Raw genomic sequence first — 22,435 nt, forward strand, 5'->3', positions numbered from 1 at the left:
CGATTAACGGACGGAGGGATACGAATGAGCGGACGCGAAGCGCTGTTTCCCAACTACGGCTCCTTCTTCACGGCACGGCCGGTGAAGGGCAAAGGAAGCAAGCTCTGGGACGAAAACGGCAAGGAATATCTCGATTTGATGAGCGGCATCGCCGTACTCGGTCTCGGGCATGCGCCGGATGCGGTGTCGGAGGCGTTGAAAAACCAAATCGATCAACTATGGCACGTATCGAATTTGTTTGAAATCCCGGGCCAGGAAAAGCTGTCGAAAATGCTGACGGAAGTCAGCTGCGCGGACTTGGCGTTCTTCTGCAACAGCGGCGCCGAGGCGAACGAGGCGGCGATCAAGCTGGCGCGCCGGTACAACCGGAAAGTGCTCGGCAACGACCGGTACGAAATCATCACCTTCAAGGGATCGTTCCACGGCCGTACGCTCGCGACGCTCACGGCGACGGGCCAGGATAAAGTGAAGGACGGCTTCGATCCGCTCCCCTCCGGCTTCGTGCACGTGGAGTACAACAATATCGAGGCGCTTCGCGCTGCAATCAACGGTAAAACGTGCGCCGTCATGATGGAGTTCGTGCAAGGCGAAGGCGGAGTGAATCCGGCCGACAAAACGTTCGTACAGGGCGTGAAGCAGCTGTGCAAGGAATATAATCTGCTGCTCATCGCGGACGAAATCCAAACGGGCATAGGACGTACGGGCAAAATGTTCGGCTACCAAAACTACGACATCGAACCCGACATTATTACATTGGCCAAAGGAATTGCGAGCGGATTCCCGATGGGCGCAATGCTCGGCAAAGCGTTCCTGCGCGACGGCCTTTCCGCCGGAAGCCACGGTTCCACGTTCGGCGGCACGCCGATCGCCTGCGCGGCCGCGATTGCGACGCTGGAGGAGATGCTCTCGAAGAAGGTCCCCGAAAGAGCGGCACGGCTCGGAGCGGCGGGTTTGCAAAAGCTGCGGGAGTCGCTGAAGGATCATCCGGCGCTCGTAACGATTCGCGGCTTGGGGCTGATCATGGGCATCGAGCTGAAGCATTCGGTCATCGAGATCGTGAAGGCCGCGGAGCGGGAAGGGTTGCTCGTCATTACGGCCGGACCGAACGTCATCCGTCTGCTGCCGGCGCTCACCATCAGCGAAGAAGAGTGGCTCGGCGGTTTGGAGAAGCTTGCGGGAATCATTTTGAAATCGGAACATAAGGTTGTTGTGTAAATAGAAGCGACTTACGGAAAGGGGAGAGGCGAAATGACGGAGGCCGCTGTGCGGATTCCCGCCCAAGAGAACGAAACGGTGCTTACGGGCAGGGACTTTCTAACACTCGCTGATTATACGCCGGAGGAGATCATGTACTTGATCGGGCTGGCGATCGATTTGAAGCAAAAGCAAAAATCCGGGGAAACGTACCATCCGTTAAAGGGCAAGACGCTCGGGATGATTTTTGAGAAATCCTCAACCCGTACGCGCGTGTCGTTCGAGGTGGGAGTTACGCAGCTGGGCGGTTCCGCGCTGTTTCTCTCCAAGAACGATATCCAAATGGGACGCGGAGAACCGATCTCCGACACGGCCCGCGTGCTGTCACGGTATGTGGACGGCATTATGATCCGGACGTATGCGCACCGCAACGTAGTGGAGCTGGCACGGTATTCGACGGTGCCGGTCATCAACGGGTTGACGGATTTGTCCCATCCTTGCCAGGCTCTCGCGGATTACATGACTGTGTTAGAATATAAAGGCAAGCTGGCCGGTTTGAAGGTCGCTTATATCGGCGACGGCAACAATATGGCGCATTCGCTCATGATGGGTGCGGCAAAGCTGGGCATGCACATGGCGGTCGCTTCTCCGGAAGGCTATGAGCCGGATGCGGAAGTGACGCGCGCGACGAACGAAGCTGCGGCGCTTACCGGCGGAAGCTACACGTTCTATCGGGACCCGAAGGAAGCGATCGTGGATGCGGATGTCGTGTACACGGACGTATGGGCGAGCATGGGCTTTGAGCAGGAGCAGCAGGAAAGAGAGAAGGCGTTCGCGGATTATCAAGTGAACTCGAATTTGGTCCGGTATGCGAAACCCGATTACTTGTTCATGCACTGCCTCCCGGCGCATCGCGGCGAAGAAGTGAGCGCGGATGTGATCGACGGAGACAACTCGATTATTTTCGACCAAGCCGAAAACCGTTTGCATGCGCAGAAGGCGATTATGGCCGCGTTGATGGGATAACCGGAAATACCGGATTAGCCGGAATAACCGGGGATATAATGATCGGAACGGGAAAGGGAACATTTTACTAGGAGGAAATGCAGCAATGTCGAAGCAAAAAATTGTTCTTGCGTATTCCGGAGGGCTCGATACTTCGGTAATACTCGCGTGGCTGAAGGAAACGTTCGACGCGGAAATCATTACGTTCACGGCGGACATCGGTCAGGCGGACGAATTGGACGGCTTGGAGGAAAAGGCGTACAAGACCGGAGCTTCCAAAGTATATATCGAAGATTTGCGCGCGGAATTTGCGAAGGACTTCATCTACCCGATGTTCCAAGCGGGCGCGTTGTATGAAGGGCAATATTTGCTCGGGACGTCGATTGCGCGCCCATTGATCGCGAAGCGGATGGTAGAAATTGCGCGCGCGGAAGGCGCGTTCGCGATCGCTCACGGCGCAACGGGCAAAGGCAACGACCAAGTTCGCTTCGAGCTGACGGCGGCGGCGCTCGCTCCGGAGCTCGAAGTCGTGGCGCCGTGGCGGATCGAAGAGTTCCGCGAGCAGTTCCCGGGCCGCGCGGAGATGATCGCGTATGCCGAGAAGCACGGCATTCCGGTGAAAGCGTCGGCGGCGAAGCCGTATTCGACGGACCGCAACCTGCTGCACATTTCGTTCGAGAGCGGCATGCTGGAGGACCCATGGTTCGACTCCACGGCCGAAGACGTGCGCGACATGTACGTAATGAGCGTAGATCCGGAGCTTGCGCCGGACACGCCGGAATATGTCGAGCTCGAGTTCGAGAAGGGCGACTGCGTTGCCGTGAACGGGAAGAAGCTTTCCCCGCTTGAAGTAATGGAGCTGCTGAACGAGCTCGGCGGCAAGCACGGGGTCGGGCGGATCGATATGGTGGAAAACCGGTTCGTCGGCATGAAGAGCCGCGGCGTGTACGAAACTCCGGGCGGGACGATTTTGTTCAAGGCGCACCGCGTCATGGAATCGATCACGATGGACCGCGACGTCATGCACCTGCGCGATATGCTCATTCCGAAATACGCTACTCTCGTATATAACGGCTTCTGGTTCGCTCCGGAGCGTTTGGCGCTGCAGGCGCTCGTTACGGAAAGCCAGAAAAACATTACGGGTACGGTTCGCCTGAAGCTGTACAAGGGTAACGTGATGGCGGCCGGCGTGCAAAGCCCGGTCAGCCTGTACAACCCGAACATCGCTACGATGGAGGCGGATCCGACGCAGGCGTACAACCAAGGCGACGCGACCGGCTTTATCCGGTTGAACGCGCTTCGCCTGCGGGTATCGTCCAGCGTGCACGGCTCCGAGGGCGTCGGCGTCAGCGTCGGCAACGCCAAGACGGAAGAGCCGGCTGCGGCGGGAAAGCAGTAATAAAGCGCACATGTTGGGGTCGGCAATCCTCATTGTCGGCCCTTTTTTTGTTCGTCCGTGATATAATGGTGGACAAGCGTTTCGTTATTTTTTGGCTGAGTTAGTTAACAGGCGGCGCCCAGTACCAATAATTGGTGCTAAAGCGGGAGTTGACCGTCCGACGTGGCGAGTTAGCGCCAAAAGTAGGTGCTAACGACAAACCGGGTAACATTTCATACACATACACAAGATCGATCAGGAGGTTGGAGCATGGCAGAGAAGCTGTGGGGCGGCCGGTTCACGAAGGCGACCGACGCGCTGGTGGAGGAGTATACCGCCTCTGTCTTTTTTGATAAGGAGCTGTACGAAGAGGATATTCAGGGCAGTATCGCGCATGTGACGATGCTGGGGCGGTGCGGCGTGCTGCCGATGGAGGACGTCGAAACGATTATCGGCGGACTGCAAAGAGTTCTCGGCAAGCTGCAGCGCGGCGAAGTCGAGTTTACCGCGTCGAGCGAAGATATTCATATGACCGTGGAGAAGCTGCTGATCGAGGACATCGGTCCGGTCGGCGGGAAGCTGCATACGGGCCGCAGCCGCAACGACCAAGTCGCGACCGATATGCATCTGTACTTGCGCAAGCGCATCGTGGAATTTGTGGAGCTGCTCGCAGCCCTTCAAGAGTCGCTGATCGAGCAGGCGAAGGCGAACGTGGATACGGTCGTGCCTGGATATACGCATCTGCAGCGGGCGCAGCCGATTTCGTTCGCGCACCACCTGCTCGCGTATGTGGCGATGTTCGGGCGCGATGCGGAGCGGTTTATGGATTCGTATAAGCGCGCGGACATGCTTCCGCTTGGAGCGGGAGCGCTGGCGGGCACGACGTTCGCGATCGACCGCTTTATTACGAAAGAGCTGCTCGGCTTTGGGCGGATATACGATAACTCGCTGGATGCGGTGAGCGACCGGGACTTCATCGTGGAGTTTCTTTCCAACGCTTCGCTGCTGATGACGCACTTGTCGCGGCTGTGCGAGGAGCTCGTGCTCTGGTCGAGCACGGAGTTCGGCTTCGTCGAGCTCGACGACGCGTTCTGCACCGGCAGCTCCATTATGCCGCAGAAGAAAAATCCGGACGTCGCGGAGCTCGTCCGCGGCAAAACCGGACGAGTATACGGCAATCTCGTCGGGCTGCTTACCGTGCTGAAATCCCTTCCGCTCGCCTACAACAAGGATATGCAGGAGGATAAGGAAGGGATGTTCGACACGGTGAAGACAGTAGGCGGCGCGCTGCGCTTGATGGCGCCGATGATCGCGAGCATGCAGGTCCGGAAGGACCGCATGCGGAAAGCCGTCGATCGCGATTTCTCGAACGCGACCGACATCGCCGATTATCTCGTGCACAAGGGCATCCCGTTCCGCCAGGCGCACGAGATCATCGGCAAGCTCGTGCTCTATTGCATCGAGCGCGGGCAAGTGCTGCTGGAACTCTCGCTCGAAGAGTTCCAAAGCTTCGCTCCCGAGTTCGGGAGCGACATCTTCGACGTGCTCCAGCCGGAGCACGTGGTGAACGCGCGCGCCGTGTACGGCGGCACCGCGTTCGCGCAGGTGCGGGACGGCGCAGCGCGCGCGGAAGCTTCCGCGGCGGCGGTGCGCGCCTGGGCGGCGGAGCATGCGCGGCTCGCGGGCCTCGCGGAATAACTGCATACGACGCTGCACGCCGTTCGACCGCTGGAAACAGCGGATCGGGCGGCGTTTTTTTTGTTGATGAAGAGCGAGAACTCCTTTACAAAAAAACGTTATATGTTAATTTAAGTTTAGGATAATATTGGAAGAGGGGCTGTATGATCTTGGCAAGCTTGTTTATTACCGCGCTGCTTCAGGTGTTTATCCTTGCATTGATCCCATTTCTTTATTATTTAATCCGACAGCGAAGAACAGGCGGCTTTTTCAAGTATGTAGGACTTTACTTGCCGGAACGCAGACCGGCAATGATAGCCGTAACCTTCTCTTTGCTTGTTTTATTGCTGAACTTAGGAATCATTATGTCGTTCGGACTCGGATATTTGTTGACGGCGGAAGGAACCGTAGGCGGCAATATCAGGAAGCTGGATTCCGTAACGGCGCAAGTCGTTTCCATCCTTGTTATCGCGCTGGTCCAAACGTCGCTGTCCGAAGAAATATGGTTTAGGGGCTTTATCGGAAAAGGGCTGATCCGCAAGCTCGGGTTCGTCAAAGGCAGCGCCATTCAAGCGGTCTTGTTCGGTCTTTTGCATGGTTTTTTATTTTACGCCATTACGCAAAATCTATGGCTGCTCCTTGCAATAACCGTCGCTTCATCCGTCGTCGGGTTTTCCATAGCGGCCATTAATGAGCGCATCGGGAACGGAAGCATTATCCCCGGCTGGCTGTCTCACGGATTAGGAAATGTATTCGCTTATAGTATCGCGGTGTTTTATTTATGAAACCCGTGCCGCAAGGCCGGCTTACGGCGGGGTCGATATTGTCAGCGACAATGACACATTAGTCAGCAAGCACTGACTAAGTTGTCAATCTCACTGACAACAGCTGCTGCTTGTCAATCAAACTGACAAGTTTGTCACTCCTCGCTGACTATTTTGTCGATGAGATTGACAAATCTCGGCTTTGTTGCGTTTACATGGTATACATGCATCCCATTGGAATGTTGGATCTGGACGGGAGGAGAAATTTCGATGCTGCCACCGGGCAATCCCGAGGAAGGAAGCTACCGGAATTCCCATCCCTTTATGCCGTGGCTTGGGATCGGCTTAACGTCCGTCGGAATCGGGCTTGCAGGAGTTTCTTTAAGCGATCTGAATCGCCGAAATTATGCACAAAAAAGGAGCGGGAACGATGGAGCATTATATTTTTACGCATCTGGCCTTTGTAAGAGGGCAGACCTTGAAGCAGCTGGAAGGGGTTACGGAAGAAACGGCGGACCGGATTCCGGAACCGTTCAATAATTCGATCCGCTGGAATGCAGGTCATATTTACGTCGTTTTGGAGCGCTATGCGTTTCAGTATTTAGGGCTTCCGCAGCATTTGCCGGCCGGGTTTAAGGAGCGGTTCGAATTCGGCACTTCGCCGTCAAACCATCAAGCTGCAGATCCGGCGCCGACCTTAGAAGAGCTGAAGGCGCTGCTGCAAGAGCAGCCGGCGCGGATTCGCGCGGCGTTGGAGCACCGTCTGCAGGAAGAGGTTCCGCAGCCATACACGACGTCTTCAGGAATTACGCTCCGGACGCCCGAACAGTTTTTGGCTTTCAACTTATTCCATGAAGGAATGCATGTGAGCGTCATTAAGCATTATAAGAAGCTGTTATCGTAAAAAAGGAGAGATAGCAATGGCAGCCCTGAACCGGGAACCGGTCGTAAAAGCGGAAATGCTGATTCGAAAACCGGCGGAAGAAGTGTTTGAAGCGTTTGTCGACCCAACGGTTACGACAAAATTTTGGTTTACGAAAAGCAGCGGGAGATTGGAGGCGGGAAAGCGCGTCCGGTGGGATTGGGAAATGTACGGCGTCTTTGACGACGTTTATGTTGAGGCAATCGAGCCGAACAAGCGGATCGCGGTTACATCGTCGGACGGCACGAAAGTCGAGTGGGATTTTTCTCCGCGAACGGCCCATGAAACCTTCGTCACGATTACCAACTCCGGTTTTTCGGGGAGCGGGGACGACATCGTGAATCATGCTATCGACTCCATGGGCGGATACACGATGGTGCTTTGCGGGTGTAAGGCGCTGCTGGAGCACAACGTCGCGTTGAATCTTGTAGCCGACAAGGCTCCTGACGCCCACGTGTAGATGCCGGCGGACATCGGTTCCGATTGGTCAATCGAAAACCGGAGCCATGACGCCGTCCTCGATAATTTGCTCGTTATTGCCGCCGCTCGGTGACGGAGCATCCTTGCCGCCCGCGTTCGACGCGTACAAGTAAGGCTGCGCCTTGTACGTGTCGCGGGAAATTTTCTCGCGGGAGACAACCTTGCCGTCGACCTTCTTATATCGGTACGTCTCCACGATATACCCGGGCTTGCCCCGCTGCAGCAGCGAGACGGTCCCTTTGGCAAGACTCGTATTTTTCACGTATTTGACCGGCGGCTCGATCGTTTTCAACGTTACGGAACGAATTTCGTACGTAACGTTCTTCGGCATGGAGCCGAACAGCTTCACGGTCAACACGCCCCCTCGCGTCTCCGTACGGATCAACAGATGCTTCCCCGTCGAGTTTCGCCATTTGAAATTAATATTGCCGTTAGAGAACGTCGCGTCCTGACCGACCGGGACGTAGCCGATCGGCAGCGAATGGTTGCGGCGCTCGACAATCTCGAGTCCGGCCCGCAGCACCGCGTTGTAAATCGTTGTCGATACTTGACAGATGCCGCCGCCGATGCCGGGAACAAGCTTCCCGTTCAGAATGACGGGAGCCTCGCGGTAGCCGTATTGCTTCTCCGTTTCGGCAATGACCTTCGCGTAGTCGAATACGTCCCCCGGAGGCAGCACCGTATCGTTCACTACGGAGGCTGTGGACGTTACATTATGCTTGCGGCCTGCCGCACTCGAAGCGAAGGAGGTGCTGAAGCTTGCGATGACGCGCTCGATGCCTTCCGCCTTCAGCGACTCTACGGTCACCTTCGGCTCCTCCTCATACATCGGCATCACAAAGCCGAAACCGCCGCCCGCCTCCGGCATAAGCCCGCCTTCCGCGCGAAGCAGCTTCGGCGCCTCCAAAGATTCCGGTAAGGCGCCTCCGGGAACCGGCGGCAAGCCTGCCGCTTCCCCGACCGCCAACGATACCGTCTGCCGCAGCGTCTTCGTGTCGATCCGAACGACGCTTTTACCCGGAACGTATTGGATCTGATCCGAAGCCGTGATCACGCGTTTGGCGTCTACGGGCCGCGCCGCATACAGCTCCGGCCATACCGATTTCACTTTTGCCGCGAACAAACGCTCATTTATAGAGACTCTAAGCGGAATGTTTTTCCCGTGCCATTCCCACCGCTGAACGGCCCGCTCCCAGATGCTCCCCTCTAAGATCGAGACGACCTGCTCCCGCACGGCGTCCGCGTTCATTTGCAGCCCGAGCTCCCCAAGAGAGACCGCCCTTTCTATGTCGCCCTTCCCCGGAACCGCCCCCTTCAGCGTCACCTTCGCGCCGATTACCGCGCTTACTTTTTGCTTATAGCTCCTTTCAAATTCGGCCGCGGTCATTCCGCCGACATGCCATCCGGAAACCGTTAAGCCTCTTGGCAACGTTTCGTTCATGCCCCAGAAGGCGATCGTCCCGATGGCCGCAAGAACGGTTAGCAGAAAAAATAGGGTTATGCGAACAAGCCAATATTTCATCGCCGCACCTCATTGTTGAAATGATCTACTACATATATATGAGGCTTATCCCAAATTTTACATGAGAATTTATGCCGGACTTTGACCAAATTCGCACAAAAGTAATGTTACAATGTTACTTATTGATGAAAACCGCAAATTGGTGGAGGAATTTCGTGCCTTTTGTCGAAATGTTCTTTTTATGTGCAAACAGGAGTGATTCTTTTGATAGAACTGCATGACGTTTGGAAGACGTATCCGAACGGCGGCCAAGCGCTTAAAGGCGTGTCCGTTCGTATCGATAGTAATGAATTCGTCTATATCGTAGGTCCCTCAGGAGCGGGCAAATCTACGTTTATGAAATTGATTTATAGAGAAGAGAGACCTACCAAAGGTTCGATTTTCGTGAACGGCTTTAACCTCGAAAAGCTGAAGCAGCGGAAAATACCGTTCGTCCGGCGCAATATCGGCGTTATTTTTCAGGATTTCAAACTTCTCCCCCAAATGACCGCATACGAAAACATCGCCTTCGCCATGGAGGTAATCGAAGCTCCGTCAAGGATCATCAAGAAGCGTACGCAAGAGGTGCTTGAGCTTGTAAAGCTGAAGGATAAGGGAAACGCCTATCCTGCGCAGCTCTCCGGCGGCGAACAGCAGCGGGTCGCCATTGCCCGCGCCATAGTGAACAATCCGGCCGTTATCGTAGCGGATGAGCCTACCGGAAACCTCGATCCGGAAACCTCTTGGGGCATTATGCGGCTGCTCGAGGAAATCAATTTCCGCGGAGCGACGATTGTAATGGCAACCCACAACAGGGACATCGTGAACAACATGAGAAAAAGGGTTCTAGCGATCGAAGGCGGACAGATCGTGCGCGACCAGGCGAGAGGGGAATACGGCTATGAGGATTAGTACGCTTGGCCGGCATTTCCGGGAAGGCTTTCGAAGCATATGGCGCAACGGCTGGATGTCGTTCGCTTCGATCAGCGCCATATCGATTTCGCTGTTTATTCTCGGCGTATTTATGATCGTAGCGATGAACGTGAACCAGCTGACGAAGGATATCGAGAGCGAGGTTGAAATTCGGGTTTATCTCGATACGACCGTGCAAAGATCCGAAGTGCCGCAGCTGCAGAACGATATCGCCAAAATTAAAATCGGCGGCAAGGATGTCATAAAGAAGATTGATTTCGTGTCCAAGGAAGACGGACTCGAATTTCTCAAAGAACGGCTCGGCGATGACGGGCGGGAGCTGCTGGAGGGTCAGGAAGGCGATAACAATCCGCTCCCGGATTCTTTTACGGTCGAGGTGTACGACCCGAGAATGATTGAGGCGGTCGCGCAAAGCATTCTTACGCTGAACGAAGGAAAGGATCCCGCCCCGATTTGGGAAGTGAATTACGGGGCCGATACGGTTCGCACGCTGTTTAAAGTAACCGACATCGTCCGGAACGTCGGATTGATTCTCGTAGGCGGTTTGGCGCTCATGTCGATGTTTCTGATCGCGAACACGATTAAAATCACGATTGTTGCCAGACGCCGCGAAATTTCGATCATGAAGCTGGTCGGCGCAACGAACAGCTTTATCCGCTGGCCGTTCTTCGTGGAAGGCGCGCTGCTCGGCATTATCGGCTCCGCGATTCCGCTTATTATTTTGTACGTGTTGTACCATCAATTGATTTCTTTAACCAAGATGGAGCTTGGACTGCTGCAAATCGCGCTGCTGCCGTTATCCGAGATCGCTTCCGTGACGGCGGTCCTGTTGCTCGGAATCGGCTTTGTCATCGGCGTATGGGGAAGCTTGCTGTCCGTCCGAAAGTTCCTGAAGGTGTAGCAGCTGTAACGACGAATTGAACCGATAACAGACGAGGGGTTGATCGAGTGAAACGGTACATATTGCCGTTAGCAGTGGCAGTGTCGGTGGCGGTGACGTCCGTCGGCATTCCAGGAACACCCGCAAAGGCCGTCTCGGAGCTGGAAAAAATCAACCAAGAATTAGACAGAGTCAAGCGCGAGATTAAGAGTGCCCAAGACGCGGAAAAAAATGCGAAAGCAGAAATTAAAAGAATCCGCGAGCAGAAGGAAGAATATTCGGCTCAGGTCGCCGAGCTTCAGAAGGAGATCGACTCGACGAGCAAAAAGCTGCAAAATTTGAACAAACAAATCGACGATGTGGAATCGAATTTGGAATTTACGACGCAGGAGCTGAAGGATGCGGAGCAGCGGGTCGTCGATCGCGACGCATTGCTGAAATCGAGACTGCAGCTGCTTTATATGAACGGCTTCGTCAAATATCTTGACGTATTGCTAAGCTCTACCAGTTTCGTAGATTTCTTGGACCGCATGACGGCGCTGCAATCGATCGTAGAGAAGGATAAAGAGATTTTAGAGTTGAATATCGCGGATAAGCAAACCGTGGAGATGAAAAAGAAAGACGTGGAGGCGCAGCTGGACTACGTGAGCCAGCTGCTTGCTCAGACCGTAGAGCTGAAGAGGACGCTGGAGAAAAAGCAGGCAAACCGCCAGGTCGCGATCGCGTCTCTTGAATCGAAGGAAGATAATTTGGAAGAATTGTCGGCGGAGCAGGAGCAGCAGCTGCTGAAGCTCGCCGATACGCAAGCGAAGCTTGTGAAGAAGCAGCAAGAGATCAAAAATAAAAATAAAAAGAAGTCTACGGTGAAGAAATATACCGGCGGGCAATTAACGTGGCCGGTGCCGTCCAGCGAACGTATCACCTCCGAGTGGGGCACGCGGATACACCCGATCACGAAGAAGAAGCATACGCATTCCGGCATTGATATCGGCGCTCCGAACGGTACGACGATCGTTGCCGCGGCATCGGGTACGGTCATCCTCGCTCAGTGGTACGGCGGTTACGGAAACTGCATTATTATCGAACATAAAGAAGGCTTCCGGACGCTGTACGGGCATATTCGCTCCGGCGGAATCAAAGTGAAGGTCGGCGACGAGGTGTCGGCCGGACAAAAAATCGCCGAGGTCGGCTCGACAGGAAACTCCACAGGCAACCACTTGCACTTCGGCGTTTACGTGAACAATGAATCGGTGGACCCGCTGCCTTATTTAAAATAATTTCATAAGTAGTACAGGCCTTGCATATACTAATCTAGTATGTGAAACGAATTTCGCCAGCAGGACGATTAAGGTGGTGGAGAAGCGTGTTGTTTAAAGGCCGTACAGTTGTTGCGTTCGTGCTGCTGGCTTGCTTTGCCGGCAGCATTTTGACGCTTACGATTACGGGCTCGCTAGATGCTCGAATGTTGCCCCGCGAAGTGAGGCAAGCGATGGCGGTAACGGGTGGAGCCGACCCCGTCGGCGGCAGCACGGAAGAAAGCGCCGCCCATGGTCAAGCCGGCGGCTTGACCGAGAAGGAGCTCGAGAAAATCTCGACCGTGTTCGAGCTGGTGAACAGCCGGTATTTCGAAAACGTTGATCGGCAAGCGCTTGCCGACGGCGCGCTGGAGGGGCTGGTAGCGGCATTAGGAGACCCTTATTCCGAGTATCTCGACAAAGAAGAAATCGAGGCGTTTTCGGAACATATTCATTCCTCGTTCTCCGGCATCGGAGCGGAGGTCACGCTGCAGGACGGCAACGTCGTCGTTGTCACGCCCCAGCGGAATACTCCGGCGGAACGGGCGGGCATATTGCCCGGCGACATTATTTTGTCGGTGAACGGCGAAGCGCTGCAAGGCTTGGACCTGCACGACGCGGTGGAAAAAATACGCGGCCCGAAGGGAACGCAGGCGAAGCTGAGAGTGCTGCGCAAAGGCTCGGCCGAGCCGATCGACATTATCGTCGTGCGGGACGAAATCCAGAAGGAAACCGTGGAAGCGGAGATGCTCGACAATACGCAGAAAATCGGGAAAATCATCATCAGTCAATTCGCCGTCAATACCGCCGAACGGTTTGCTGCAGAGCTGGAGCAGCTGGAAGCCAAGGGAATGAAGGGATTGATCATCGACGTCCGGAACAACCCCGGAGGCGTCGTCTCCGCCGTTCAAGACATTGCCGAGCAATTCGTTCCGAAGGGCAAGACGATTATGCACATGGAATATAAGAACGGCAAACGGGAAAAGACGGAGTCCAAGGGGACGGGGAAGAAATACCCCGTTGTCGTACTCATTAACAAAGGCTCGGCCAGCGCTTCGGAAATTTTGGGCGCGGCGATTCAGGAATCGGCCGGAGGCGTGCTGGTCGGCGAGACGACGTTCGGCAAGGGGCTTGTCCAGACGACGGTGCAAATGAAGGACAACACCGGCGTTAAGCTGACCATCGCCAAGTGGCTTACGCCTGACGGGGATACGATCAATAAACAGGGCATTACGCCGGATATCGTTGTCGAGCAGAATGTATTGTTCGAGACCGTATCGATTCCGAAGGATCACGCGCTGAAGTACGATATGGCCGGCGACGAAGTGAAGAACCTTCAAGGAATCTTGAAGGGAATCGGGTACGCGCCGGGCCGGACGGACGGTTATTTCGACCGGTCGACGGAGCAGGCGGTTCGCTCGTTCCAGAAGAACGAAGGCTTGAGCGCAACGGGCATTGTCGATGAAGCGACAGCGGCGCGGCTGGAGCAAGAGGTCATTAAGAAGCTGCTGGATCCGAAGAACGACAATCAATTGAAGGCGGCCGTGCAGCAAATCCAAAAAATGCTATAAGCATTAGAAGGAAAGCCAAGCGAAAATGTCGAATACGTTGAGGAAGGTCGGGATTCCGGCCTTCCTTTTTCTACGGTTTCGGTAACATAAGGACGGCAAGGCAAGGCAGGGTATCCTTGAGTTTGAATACGGGGAGTAAGGAACTATGGACTTATTCATCAGTATGGGGCGCGCTTTCGGGGCTTTATGGCTGTCTCCCTTTTATTATTTGTCGATTCTGTTCGTCGTTTGGCAGGTACGCAAGCAGATTGTAACGGAACGAAGGCTGTACTCGGTGCGGCTTCATTCGATATGGAGCGAGACGTGGCGGACGGTCGTTTGGGGCGCCGCCGCGGGACTGGCGGGCACGATCGCATTCGCATTCGTCGGCGCCGTCCTGAGTCCGTTTACGCTGTACGCATTGTGGATTTTAGCGCTGCTGCTTTCGGTGCTGCGCATCCGCTATTTATGCTTCGCTTACGCTTCCGGCGCGCTGGGGCTGCTGCACGCCGCTGCGAGCTACGTTCCCGAGGATTTCCTCGGAGGAGGGGCGGCGCCGTTCGTGCGCGAGCTCGCCGCCGTGGATATGCCGTCGGTGCTCGCGTTGGTCGCGCTGCTGCACTTAGCCGAGGCGGCGCTTGTGCTGCGGCTCGGCAAGCGACTGGCGACTCCGCTGTTTTTCGAGGGCAAGCGCGGGAAGCTGATCGGCGGCTATCGCCTGCAAGGCTTTTGGCCGGCGCCGATGCTGCTGCTCGTCCCGGCGGCTGGCGGCGGCGGGTCGCTGCCATGGGAGCCGCTGCTGGGCGGCTCGGTGTGGGACGGCGGCTGGACCGTGCTCGCCTTCCCGGTCGTCATCGGCTTCGGCACGATGACGACGAAGCTGCTCCCGGCGGCGGCCGCGCGCCGGGGGGGACGGCGGCTCGCCCTGTACGGGCCGGCCGCCGCGGTTCTCGCCGCGCTGTCGGCGCTGGCGCCGGTTCCGGCGGTCGCTGCGCTCGCCGCCGTGCTTGTGGCAGGGCTGCATGAGCTCGTCTATGCGGCGGGCCGCATAGACGAAGCGCAGGGCAGCCCGTATTACGTGCACGACGAGCGCGGCCTCAAGGTGCTGGCGGTGCTGCCGCATTCTCCGGCGGCGGACCTCGGCATTGAGGCGGGCGATATCGTGCATAAGGTGAACGGCCTGCGCGTGAACAGCAAGGCCGAGCTGCACGCCGCGCTCCGCGTGAACGCGGCGTTCACGAAGCTGGAGGTGCTCAATCTCGAGGGGCAGAGCAAGTTTTTGCAGCGGGCCCTGTTTGCGAACGAGCACCACCAGCTGGGCATCATCCTGTGCCCGGATGACGATGCGCTGTATTACGCCGAGGCGCGAAGCGGCGGTTTGTTCACGTTCCTGAGATCGCGCCGGACGAAATCGTCTTCGGCCCCGGCTTCGGCTTCGGTATTGGCCCTGGAGGCGCCGCGCGGGGGTCAAGGCGAACCGAAGCCGCCGGCAACGATGTAGAAGAGATGGAGATTTGCGAATGATTGGTTTGACGATGCAAGAAGCGTTGCAGACGCTGAAAAATATATACGGCTATAACGAGTTTCGGCCCGGCCAAGGGCGGATTGTCGAGGATGTGCTGAGCGGCAGGGACACATTAGGCATTATGCCGACCGGCGGCGGGAAATCGATCTGCTATCAGGTGCCGGCTCTGTTGTTCGAGGGAATTACGCTCGTTATTTCGCCTTTGATATCGCTGATGAAGGACCAGGTGGACGCGCTGCGGGAGCTTGGCGCCGCGGCGGAGTTTATCAACAGCTCCCTGTCGTGGAAGCAGACGCAGCTCGTGATGGAGCGGGCGCGCCGGGGAGAGTTAAAACTATTGTATGTCGCGCCGGAGAGGCTGGAATCGGAGCATTTTGCCCCGATGCTCGCCTCTCTTCCGATTGCGCTCATCGCGGTGGACGAGGCGCATTGCGTCTCGCAGTGGGGGCACGATTTCCGCACTAGCTACCTGCAAATCGCTCCGTTCATTGCGCGCATGGAGCCGCGGCCGCGCATCGCCGCCTTTACCGCTACGGCGACGGAGGAAGTGCGGAGCGACATTGTCCGCTTGCTTCAGCTGCGGGAGCCCGCCGTTCATGTGACGGGCTTCGACCGTCCGAATTTGACGTTCGACGTCGTGCGGGGCGCGGACCGGGAGCAATTCGTCCGGCAGTACATTTCCAGCCACATCGATCAGGCCGGCATTATTTACGCGGCTACCCGCAAGGATGTGGACAAGCTCCAGAAGCTGCTCGCGTCTTGGGGAGTGCCGGCGGGCAAATATCATGCAGGCATGAGCGATAAGGAGCGGGCGGAGTCGCAGATGATGTTCCTGCAGGATGATCTTCGCGTTATGGTCGCGACGAATGCGTTCGGCATGGGCATCGACAAATCGAATGTCAGATACGTCATTCACTGGAATATGCCGAAAAACATCGAAGCGTATTACCAGGAAGCGGGGCGAGCCGGAAGAGACGGCGAGCCGGGGGAATGCATCCTGCTGTATCAGACGCAGGATATTATGACGCAGAAGTTTCTGATCGAGCAGTCCGTGGAGTCGCCGGACCGGAGGGCGGCGGAGCTGCTTCGGCTGAGACGCATGTCCGATTACTGCCAGACGCGGCTTTGTTTGCGTACGTTTCTGTTGAAGTATTTCGGCGACGAAGTGGAAGGCGGCGCCGGCTGCGGCCGCTGCGGCAATTGCAACGACGACAGCGTTCTCGAGGATATTACGGAGGAAGCGCGGATGATCTGCTCCTGCATCCGCCGGATGAACGAGCGGTTCGGGATGACGATGGTGGCGCAGGTGCTGAAGGGCTCGAGCAACCGGAAGGTGCTCGACTTCGGGTTGGACAAGCTGTCCACGTACGGACTGCTGCGGCAGCGCAGCGAGAAGGAGATCATGGACATGATCCAGGTGCTGCTGGCCGACGGTTACCTCGGGCTCAGCGACGGCAAGTTCCCGATTGTGAAGCTGCTGCCGCCTTCGGTCGCGCTCCTGAAGGGAGAGACAAAGGTGCACCGCCGGTCCCGAAAGACGGAGCGCAAGGCGCAGGCGGGCGACGAGCTGTTCAACCGGCTGCGCGCGCTCCGCAAGCAAATCGCCGACCGCGAGCGGGTGCCGCCGTACGTCGTCTTCTCCGACAGCACGCTGCGCGAGATGGCCGTCACGCAGCCGAAGTCGCCGCTCGAGCTGCTGGGCGTCAAAGGCGTCGGCCACGCGAAGATGGACAAGTACGGCGAAGCGTTCTTGGCGCTGCTGGCGGGGGAAGGGTAGCGGCGTTGCTTTAGCAACGGACAGGAAATAGACCGATCCGTACCACGGAGCGGTCTATTTCCGTTCATTAGAACCTCGAATACGGACATTGGCATCGACCGATCCCTTCACCCGGCAATTGCCCCTAACTAACGGAACCCGAATGTCCGTTAAAATGGGCAAGTTTACATAATTCGGCGATTTAACGGAATGCGGTGACCGCTAACATCGATTTTTATCACTATTTTTTGACTTTACAACAAATTAGCGGACATCGTGCTCCGTTAATCCGCGGGATCCCGCCGTCTGCCGAGAATTAGCGGACATTGCGTTCCGCTAAGTTCGCTCGATTTGTGTTTCGGTGCATTGCAAATCTACCGCCAATCGCTTCCCGACGATCATTTCCACTCGCCATGGAAGAGGCCTTTTTACATGCAAGTTTGTATGCCCGGGAAATGTCCCGAATATATATGAACGCCCTTAATCTTTCCTTTCGGAAAGACCAAGGGCTTCTAAGTCGTCAATCAATCTGTTCGACCGGCTCGTCGAGCACCTTGCGCTGCAGCTCCGCCAGCTCCTGCTTCAATTGCGAAATAATGTCCGCATACGAAGGATCCGCGTATACATTCTTCATCTCGTAAGGGTCTTTTCTCAGATCGAACAGCTCCCATTCCGGAGGCCGCCGCTCATCCAAGGAGCCTGCCGTTCCGAGCGCTTCGGCATAATAATAGATCAGTTTATAATCATGGGTACGGATCCCGTAGTGGGAATAAACATTATGGTGCACGTCCAAGTGCATCCAATACCGGTAATACATCGAAGTTCTCCAGCCCTCGGGCGTCTCGTTGCGGAACAGCGGACGCAGGCTGTGTCCCTGCATGTCCTCCGGTGCCGGTATATCCGCATAATCGAGGAAAGTCTGGGCAAAGTCGACGTTAAGAGCCATGGCATCCGTTGCCGAACCGGCCGGAATTTCCCTCGGGTATCGGACGACGAAAGGCATTCGTAACGACTCTTCATACATAAACCGCTTATCGAACCATCCGTGATCGCCCAGGAAAAAGCCTTGATCCGACGTATAGATCACAATCGTATCCTCGGCAAGCCCCTCGGCATCCAGGTAATCCAACAGCCGGCCGACATTATCGTCAATCGACGCCACGCAGCGCAAATAATCCTTCATATACCTTTGGTACTTCCATCTCTTGACTTCAATATCCGACAAGCCTTCCGGCGGGGCGCCTTTCGTATCCCGTTCAATCATGTTTTCGATGCGCATGTTGGCGTTAACGGCCGCTTGCGCGCGGGATTCATAGTCATCGTAGAACGTTTCCGGCTCGGGAATGTCCTCATCTTCATATAGATGCTTGTGCTTCTCATCGGGGTCCCATGGGCGGTGCGGCGCTTTATGATGGCACATGAGCAGAAACGGCCGGGTCCGATCTCTCTGTTCTAACCACTGCAGCGAAAAATCGGTGATCAAATCGGTTACATAGCCGGAATATGTTCGAAGCTCGCCCATTTCGTAAAATTCCGGTTCGTGATAGTCGCCTTGACCGTTGATCACATTCCAATAATCGAAGCCGGTCGGGTCCGCATTCCCGCCGTGCCCAAGGTGCCACTTGCCGATCATCGCGGTTTGATAACCGTCTGCCTGCAGCAGCTTTGGAAACGTGGTTTGCGTGCCGTCGAAATGCTCGTCGATTGCTTTTACGCCGTTCAGGTGATTGTATTTTCCCGTAAGGATGGCCGCCCTGCTTGGCGAACAAATCGAGTTCGTACAAAAACAATTATCGAAACGAATGCCTTCGCTGGCGATCCGGTCGATATTCGGCGTAACATTGACTTTGCTGCCATAACAGCTCATCGCGTGGGAAGCGTGGTCGTCCGACATAATAAATACAATGTTCGGCCGTTTCGTATGATTCATCTTCATTCCTCCATTTTTCGTTACTTTCGTTGTGGGATGTAAGCGGATTCATTCTGCTAAATGTGTTAGCCGGATCTTCGAATACACGTCGCCCCGGAACCGAATCTTAATCCGTCATGTCCGCAAGTATCCGTACTCAACACCCCTACACCGTCACCGGCGCGGCGGACTTGCGTATGCACAGCTTCGGCGGAAGAATCACCTTGCGCCATTCGCCGGACGCGGTCCCTTCGATCCGCTCGACGAGCATCTGCATGCCGATGGCGCCGAAGTCGTAGGCAGGCTGCGCCGCTACCGTTAGGTAAGGATCAACTACGTATCCGGCCTCCAGCTCGTCGAAGCAGACAACGGATATATCCTCCGGCACGCGGATTCCCCGCTGCAGCAGCGATCGAATCGCCCCCAGCGCCAGAAAGTTGTTCGCGGCAAATATAGCCGTCGGCGCCTCCCCGGCAGCGAACAGCCGGTTGACGATCGTTTCCCACTGCGCGTTCGTCCCTTGCGCCGTATAGCCCACTTCGATAAGATACTCTTTCTTCGATTCCAGCCCATGGAGACGGAGCGCTTCTTCATAGCCCGCTTTCCTCAGCCTCGCGGTAGACACGTCCGGCAAGCCGTTGAGCAGAGCGATGCGCCGATGTCCGAGAGAGATCAAATATTCCACCAGCTCGCGCGCTCCGGCCTTGCTGTCGCCCATCACCGCATCCGATTCGATTCCGGGGATATCCCGGTCCAACAAGACGAACGGAATGTCGTGCTGCTTCAGCTTGGCAAGATTGGCGGCCGAGCTGTCACCCGCCGGAGCGAAAAGCACGCCGTCGACTTTGGCGGATAAAATCGTATCGATATAATCCTTCTCTTTCTTCACATCCTCATCGCTGTTGCCGAGCAAAAGCCGATACCCGAGCCTGCGCGCCGCATCCTCCGCTCCCCGCACCAACGTGGTGTAGAACGGATTGCCGATATCGGTAATCAACAAAGACAATAGATTGCTCTTTTGCAGTACGAGGCTTCTGGCCATCTGGTTCGGCACATACTGCAGCTCTTTCATAATGGAGAGCACGCGTTGTCTCGTCTCTTCCCCGACCCGGCCTGAGTTATTGATAACCCGGGAGACGGTCATGGCGGAGCAATTCGCCCGCTTGGCAATGTCATAAATCGTTACCATATCTAGCTCCTTAGTTCTTAAAGCATCGAGTCTATCGTAATTATGTAGTATTTTATCGAGAAAATGTATTGACAGCAACGAATATCTTCGATAGTTTTGGGTTATCGATAACCCAATACAAATATAACATAGGAGTGATTGCGAATGGCAGGAGAGATCGGGACCGGGGCGGATGCGCTCACGGTAGACCCGAAGGATCATGTCGCCACCGCGCTGCGCGAGCTGAAGGCGGGACAAACCGTAACGTACAGGCTTTCGGAAGAGGTAAAAAGCATCGTGCTGGCTGACGACATTCCGTTCGGGCATAAGCTGGCGATTACGGATATTCCGCAAGGCGAGCAGATCCGCAAATACGGAGAAGTGATCGGCCGGGCAACGGCTTCGATCAAGGCGGGACAGCATGTGCACGTTCACAATGTGGAGGGCATTCGGGGCAGAGGAGACCAGGCGGCGCAAGGAGGACAAGGCGCATGAATAAATTTATGGGGTATGCCAGACCGAACGGGGAGTACGGCATTCGCAATCATTTGCTGATCATTCCTACGGTGATTTGCGCGAATCAGGTGTGCAGCCGAATTATGCAGTTAGTGCCTGAAAGCGTTGCCATTCCGCATCAGCACGGCTGCAGCCAGATCGGCGCGGACCGGGAGCGGACGTTTGAGACGCTGGCCGGAACCGGCAAAAATCCGAACGTCGGCGCAGTGTTGATCGTCAGTCTCGGCTGCGAGGTGGTCAATCCGTACGAGCTTGCGGATGCCATTCGCCCGGCCGGCAAGCGCGTGGAAGTGATCGACATCCAAGAAGTCGGCGGTTCGGTAAAGGCGATTCAAGCGGGAGCCGAGCTGGCGAAGGAGATGCGGCGGGAGCTGGATGCGCAGGACAAGGTTCCGGTGCCGTTCAGCGAGCTTCGCATCGGCGTCAAATGCGGCGGTTCCGACGCGACCTCGGGGATGGCGTCCAACCCTGCATTAGGTGCGGCTTCGGACATCCTGATCGACCGTGGCGGCACGGTAGTCATCAGCGAAACGACGGAAATTATCGGCGCGGAGCACGTGCTCGCCGCCCGGTGCGCGACTCCTGACGTCGCTCGGAAGCTGTACTCCTATGTGGAGCGGTTCGAGAAGGAAGTCGCCCGGATGGGCGCGGACATGCGCGGAGGCAACCCGAGCCCGGGCAATATTGCGGGCGGCCTGACGACGATCGAGGAGAAGTCGCTCGGCTGCATCAGCAAGTGCGGCACTTCTCCGTTAGTCGGCGCCTTCGAGTACGCGGAGCCGATTCCCGGCAAAGGCTTGTACTTCATGGATTCGCCGGGGAACGACATTGAATGTGTATCCGGTATGGCCGCAAGCGGCGTGCATCTCGTCTGCTTTACGACAGGACGGGGCACACCGACAGGATCCGCCGTCGTGCCGGTAATCAAAATTACCGGAAACAAGATGATGTTCCAGCGCATGGAGGATAACATGGACGTCGACGTCAGCGATATTCTCGACGGAACGGCCGGAGTCGGCGAGGCGGGCGCGCGCATCTGGAAAGAAATCGCCGCCGTGGCGGACGGAAAGCTTACGAAAGCGGAAATTTTAGGCCATCAGGAGTTCAGTATTAATCGGATCGGGCCGAGTCTATAAGGGGTGCTGAAAATTATGGGAAAGCTTGACGGGAAAATTGCATTGGTAACCGGCGGCAGCAGAGGAATCGGCGAAGCGATCGTTATGAGGCTGGCCGAGGAAGGGGCGCACGTCGCCATCAATTTCACCTCCGATCGGAGCAAGGCGCTTGCCGAGGAGGTCGCGGCGCGGGTGAAGGCGCTCGGCCGCAGCGCCATGACGGTGCAGGCCGATGTCGGCGTGAAGGAGCAAGTGCTGCGCATGTTCGATGAAGTGGAGGCCGGGCTCGGTCCGGTCGATATTTTGGTCAATAACGCGGGCATCGCCCCGTTCGAGCCGTTCCTCAAGGTTACGGAAGAAACTTGGGACCGCACCTACAACACGAACGTGAAATCGATCTTCCTATGCGCCCAAAGAGCGGCGGAGGGCATGATTCAGCGCAGATACGGGAAAATCGTCAACGTACTGTCCACCGCGAGCTTGGTCGTAACGAGCCCGATCATTCCGCATTACCAATCCTCGAAGGCGGCGGCGCACATGCTGACGAAAGGGATGGCGATCGAGCTGGGCAAGTTCAACATTAACGTCAATGCCGTCGGACCGAGCACGGTCGATACCGACATGTGCACCGATTATTTGGCCGACCCGGAAATTCGCCGCAAAGAAGTCGAGGCGAATCCGATGAAACGGCTCGGTACGGCCAAGCAAATCGGGGATGCGGTCGTATTTCTGGCGTCGGAGGACGCCATGCAGGTGAACGGCCACCTGCTGATGGTGGACGGCGGATTGACCGTGAAGGCGGCGCAGCCTGACGACCATATGGAGCGATAGAACAACGCGAATTTCGGACTGATAACTTTATTGAGC

19 protein-coding genes are annotated in these 22,435 nt (G+C 56.3%); 16 read left to right on the top strand and 3 right to left on the bottom strand.

The features are described from left to right. The first annotated feature begins 24 nt into the window (after positions 1 to 24). The 7 genes from PT964_RS06580 to PT964_RS06610 all read left to right on the top strand — a co-directional run bounded on the left by PT964_RS06580 (position 25) and on the right by PT964_RS06610 (position 7,400). The gene (locus tag PT964_RS06580; RefSeq protein WP_274362536.1) at positions 25 to 1,215 is read left to right on the top strand and encodes an aspartate aminotransferase family protein; all 1,191 of its coding nucleotides are present in this window, start codon (positions 25 to 27) and stop codon (positions 1,213 to 1,215) included. A gap of 33 nt (positions 1,216 to 1,248) precedes the next feature. Continuing rightward, complete coding sequence (gene argF, locus PT964_RS06585) at positions 1,249 to 2,220, top strand: ornithine carbamoyltransferase (RefSeq protein WP_274362537.1); 972 nt, start codon at positions 1,249 to 1,251, stop codon at positions 2,218 to 2,220. An 85-nt stretch (positions 2,221 to 2,305) separates the two neighbouring features. Continuing rightward, positions 2,306 to 3,598 (top strand): argininosuccinate synthase, encoded by a 1,293-nt coding sequence (locus PT964_RS06590; protein WP_274362538.1) that lies wholly within the window; start codon positions 2,306 to 2,308, stop codon positions 3,596 to 3,598. 249 nt (positions 3,599 to 3,847) lie between these two features. Then, positions 3,848 to 5,275 (top strand): argininosuccinate lyase, encoded by a 1,428-nt coding sequence (argH, locus tag PT964_RS06595; protein WP_274362539.1) that lies wholly within the window; start codon positions 3,848 to 3,850, stop codon positions 5,273 to 5,275. A 143-nt stretch (positions 5,276 to 5,418) separates the two neighbouring features. Further along, on the top strand, positions 5,419 to 6,039 hold the full coding sequence (locus tag PT964_RS06600) for a CPBP family intramembrane glutamic endopeptidase (protein WP_274362540.1): 621 nt from the start codon (positions 5,419 to 5,421) through the stop codon (positions 6,037 to 6,039). Positions 6,040 to 6,448: 409 nt separating this feature from the next. After that, positions 6,449 to 6,922, top strand: coding sequence for a DinB family protein (locus PT964_RS06605; RefSeq protein WP_274362541.1), 474 nt, complete (start codon positions 6,449 to 6,451; stop codon positions 6,920 to 6,922). A gap of 16 nt (positions 6,923 to 6,938) precedes the next feature. Continuing rightward, entirely contained in the window at positions 6,939 to 7,400 is a 462-nt protein-coding gene (locus tag PT964_RS06610; RefSeq protein ID WP_274362542.1) for an SRPBCC family protein, read from the top strand. A 27-nt stretch (positions 7,401 to 7,427) separates the two neighbouring features. On the opposite strand, the gene PT964_RS06615 is transcribed toward PT964_RS06610, so the two are convergent. Further along, the gene (locus PT964_RS06615) at positions 7,428 to 8,942 is read right to left on the bottom strand and encodes a VanW family protein (protein ID WP_274362543.1); all 1,515 of its coding nucleotides are present in this window, start codon (positions 8,940 to 8,942) and stop codon (positions 7,428 to 7,430) included. A gap of 204 nt (positions 8,943 to 9,146) precedes the next feature. Here PT964_RS06615 and ftsE point away from each other — a divergent pair, with 204 nt between their 5' ends. The 6 genes from ftsE (at position 9,147) to recQ (ending at position 16,881) form a co-directional block, all read left to right on the top strand. Further along, positions 9,147 to 9,833 carry a cell division ATP-binding protein FtsE gene (ftsE, locus tag PT964_RS06620; protein WP_274362544.1) on the top strand — a complete coding sequence of 229 codons (687 nt, stop codon included), beginning with the start codon at positions 9,147 to 9,149 and terminating at the stop codon, positions 9,831 to 9,833. Further along, a complete protein-coding gene (gene ftsX, locus PT964_RS06625) occupies positions 9,823 to 10,755 on the top strand; it encodes a permease-like cell division protein FtsX (protein WP_274362545.1) in 933 nt (310 codons plus the stop codon). The genes ftsE and ftsX overlap by 11 nt, the downstream gene beginning before the upstream one ends. Before the next feature lie 47 nt (positions 10,756 to 10,802). Continuing rightward, complete coding sequence (locus PT964_RS06630; RefSeq protein WP_274362546.1) at positions 10,803 to 12,011, top strand: murein hydrolase activator EnvC family protein; 1,209 nt, start codon at positions 10,803 to 10,805, stop codon at positions 12,009 to 12,011. An 89-nt stretch (positions 12,012 to 12,100) separates the two neighbouring features. Further along, positions 12,101 to 13,600 carry a S41 family peptidase gene (locus tag PT964_RS06635; RefSeq protein ID WP_425262683.1) on the top strand — a complete coding sequence of 500 codons (1,500 nt, stop codon included), beginning with the start codon at positions 12,101 to 12,103 and terminating at the stop codon, positions 13,598 to 13,600. Between the two features lie 145 nt (positions 13,601 to 13,745). Next, on the top strand, positions 13,746 to 15,080 hold the full coding sequence (locus tag PT964_RS06640) for a PDZ domain-containing protein (protein WP_274362548.1): 1,335 nt from the start codon (positions 13,746 to 13,748) through the stop codon (positions 15,078 to 15,080). Between the two features lie 19 nt (positions 15,081 to 15,099). Continuing rightward, positions 15,100 to 16,881, top strand: a complete 1,782-nt coding sequence (gene recQ / locus PT964_RS06645; protein WP_274362549.1) for a DNA helicase RecQ — start codon at positions 15,100 to 15,102, stop codon at positions 16,879 to 16,881. A gap of 499 nt (positions 16,882 to 17,380) precedes the next feature. On the opposite strand, the gene PT964_RS06650 is transcribed toward recQ, so the two are convergent. Continuing rightward, positions 17,381 to 18,790, bottom strand: a complete 1,410-nt coding sequence (locus tag PT964_RS06650) for a sulfatase family protein (protein ID WP_274362550.1) — start codon at positions 18,788 to 18,790, stop codon at positions 17,381 to 17,383. 145 nt (positions 18,791 to 18,935) lie between these two features. Continuing rightward, positions 18,936 to 19,958, bottom strand: a complete 1,023-nt coding sequence (locus tag PT964_RS06655) for a LacI family DNA-binding transcriptional regulator (protein WP_274362551.1) — start codon at positions 19,956 to 19,958, stop codon at positions 18,936 to 18,938. A 144-nt stretch (positions 19,959 to 20,102) separates the two neighbouring features. Between PT964_RS06655 and PT964_RS06660 the strand changes: the two genes are divergently transcribed. Genes PT964_RS06660 through PT964_RS06670 form a run of 3 tightly spaced genes read left to right on the top strand, consistent with a single transcriptional unit; the run spans position 20,103 to position 22,399 of the window. After that, positions 20,103 to 20,432 carry a UxaA family hydrolase gene (locus tag PT964_RS06660; protein ID WP_274362552.1) on the top strand — a complete coding sequence of 110 codons (330 nt, stop codon included), beginning with the start codon at positions 20,103 to 20,105 and terminating at the stop codon, positions 20,430 to 20,432. Continuing rightward, positions 20,429 to 21,589, top strand: coding sequence for a UxaA family hydrolase (locus PT964_RS06665; RefSeq protein WP_274362553.1), 1,161 nt, complete (start codon positions 20,429 to 20,431; stop codon positions 21,587 to 21,589). The genes PT964_RS06660 and PT964_RS06665 overlap by 4 nt, the downstream gene beginning before the upstream one ends. 15 nt (positions 21,590 to 21,604) lie before the next feature. After that, positions 21,605 to 22,399, top strand: coding sequence for an SDR family NAD(P)-dependent oxidoreductase (locus tag PT964_RS06670; RefSeq protein WP_274362554.1), 795 nt, complete (start codon positions 21,605 to 21,607; stop codon positions 22,397 to 22,399). Positions 22,400 to 22,435: the final 36 nt, after the last annotated feature.

This window comes from Paenibacillus thermotolerans, assembly GCF_028745515.1.
Taxonomy (GTDB): Bacteria; Bacillota; Bacilli; order Paenibacillales; family YIM-B00363; genus Paenibacillus_AE; species Paenibacillus_AE thermotolerans.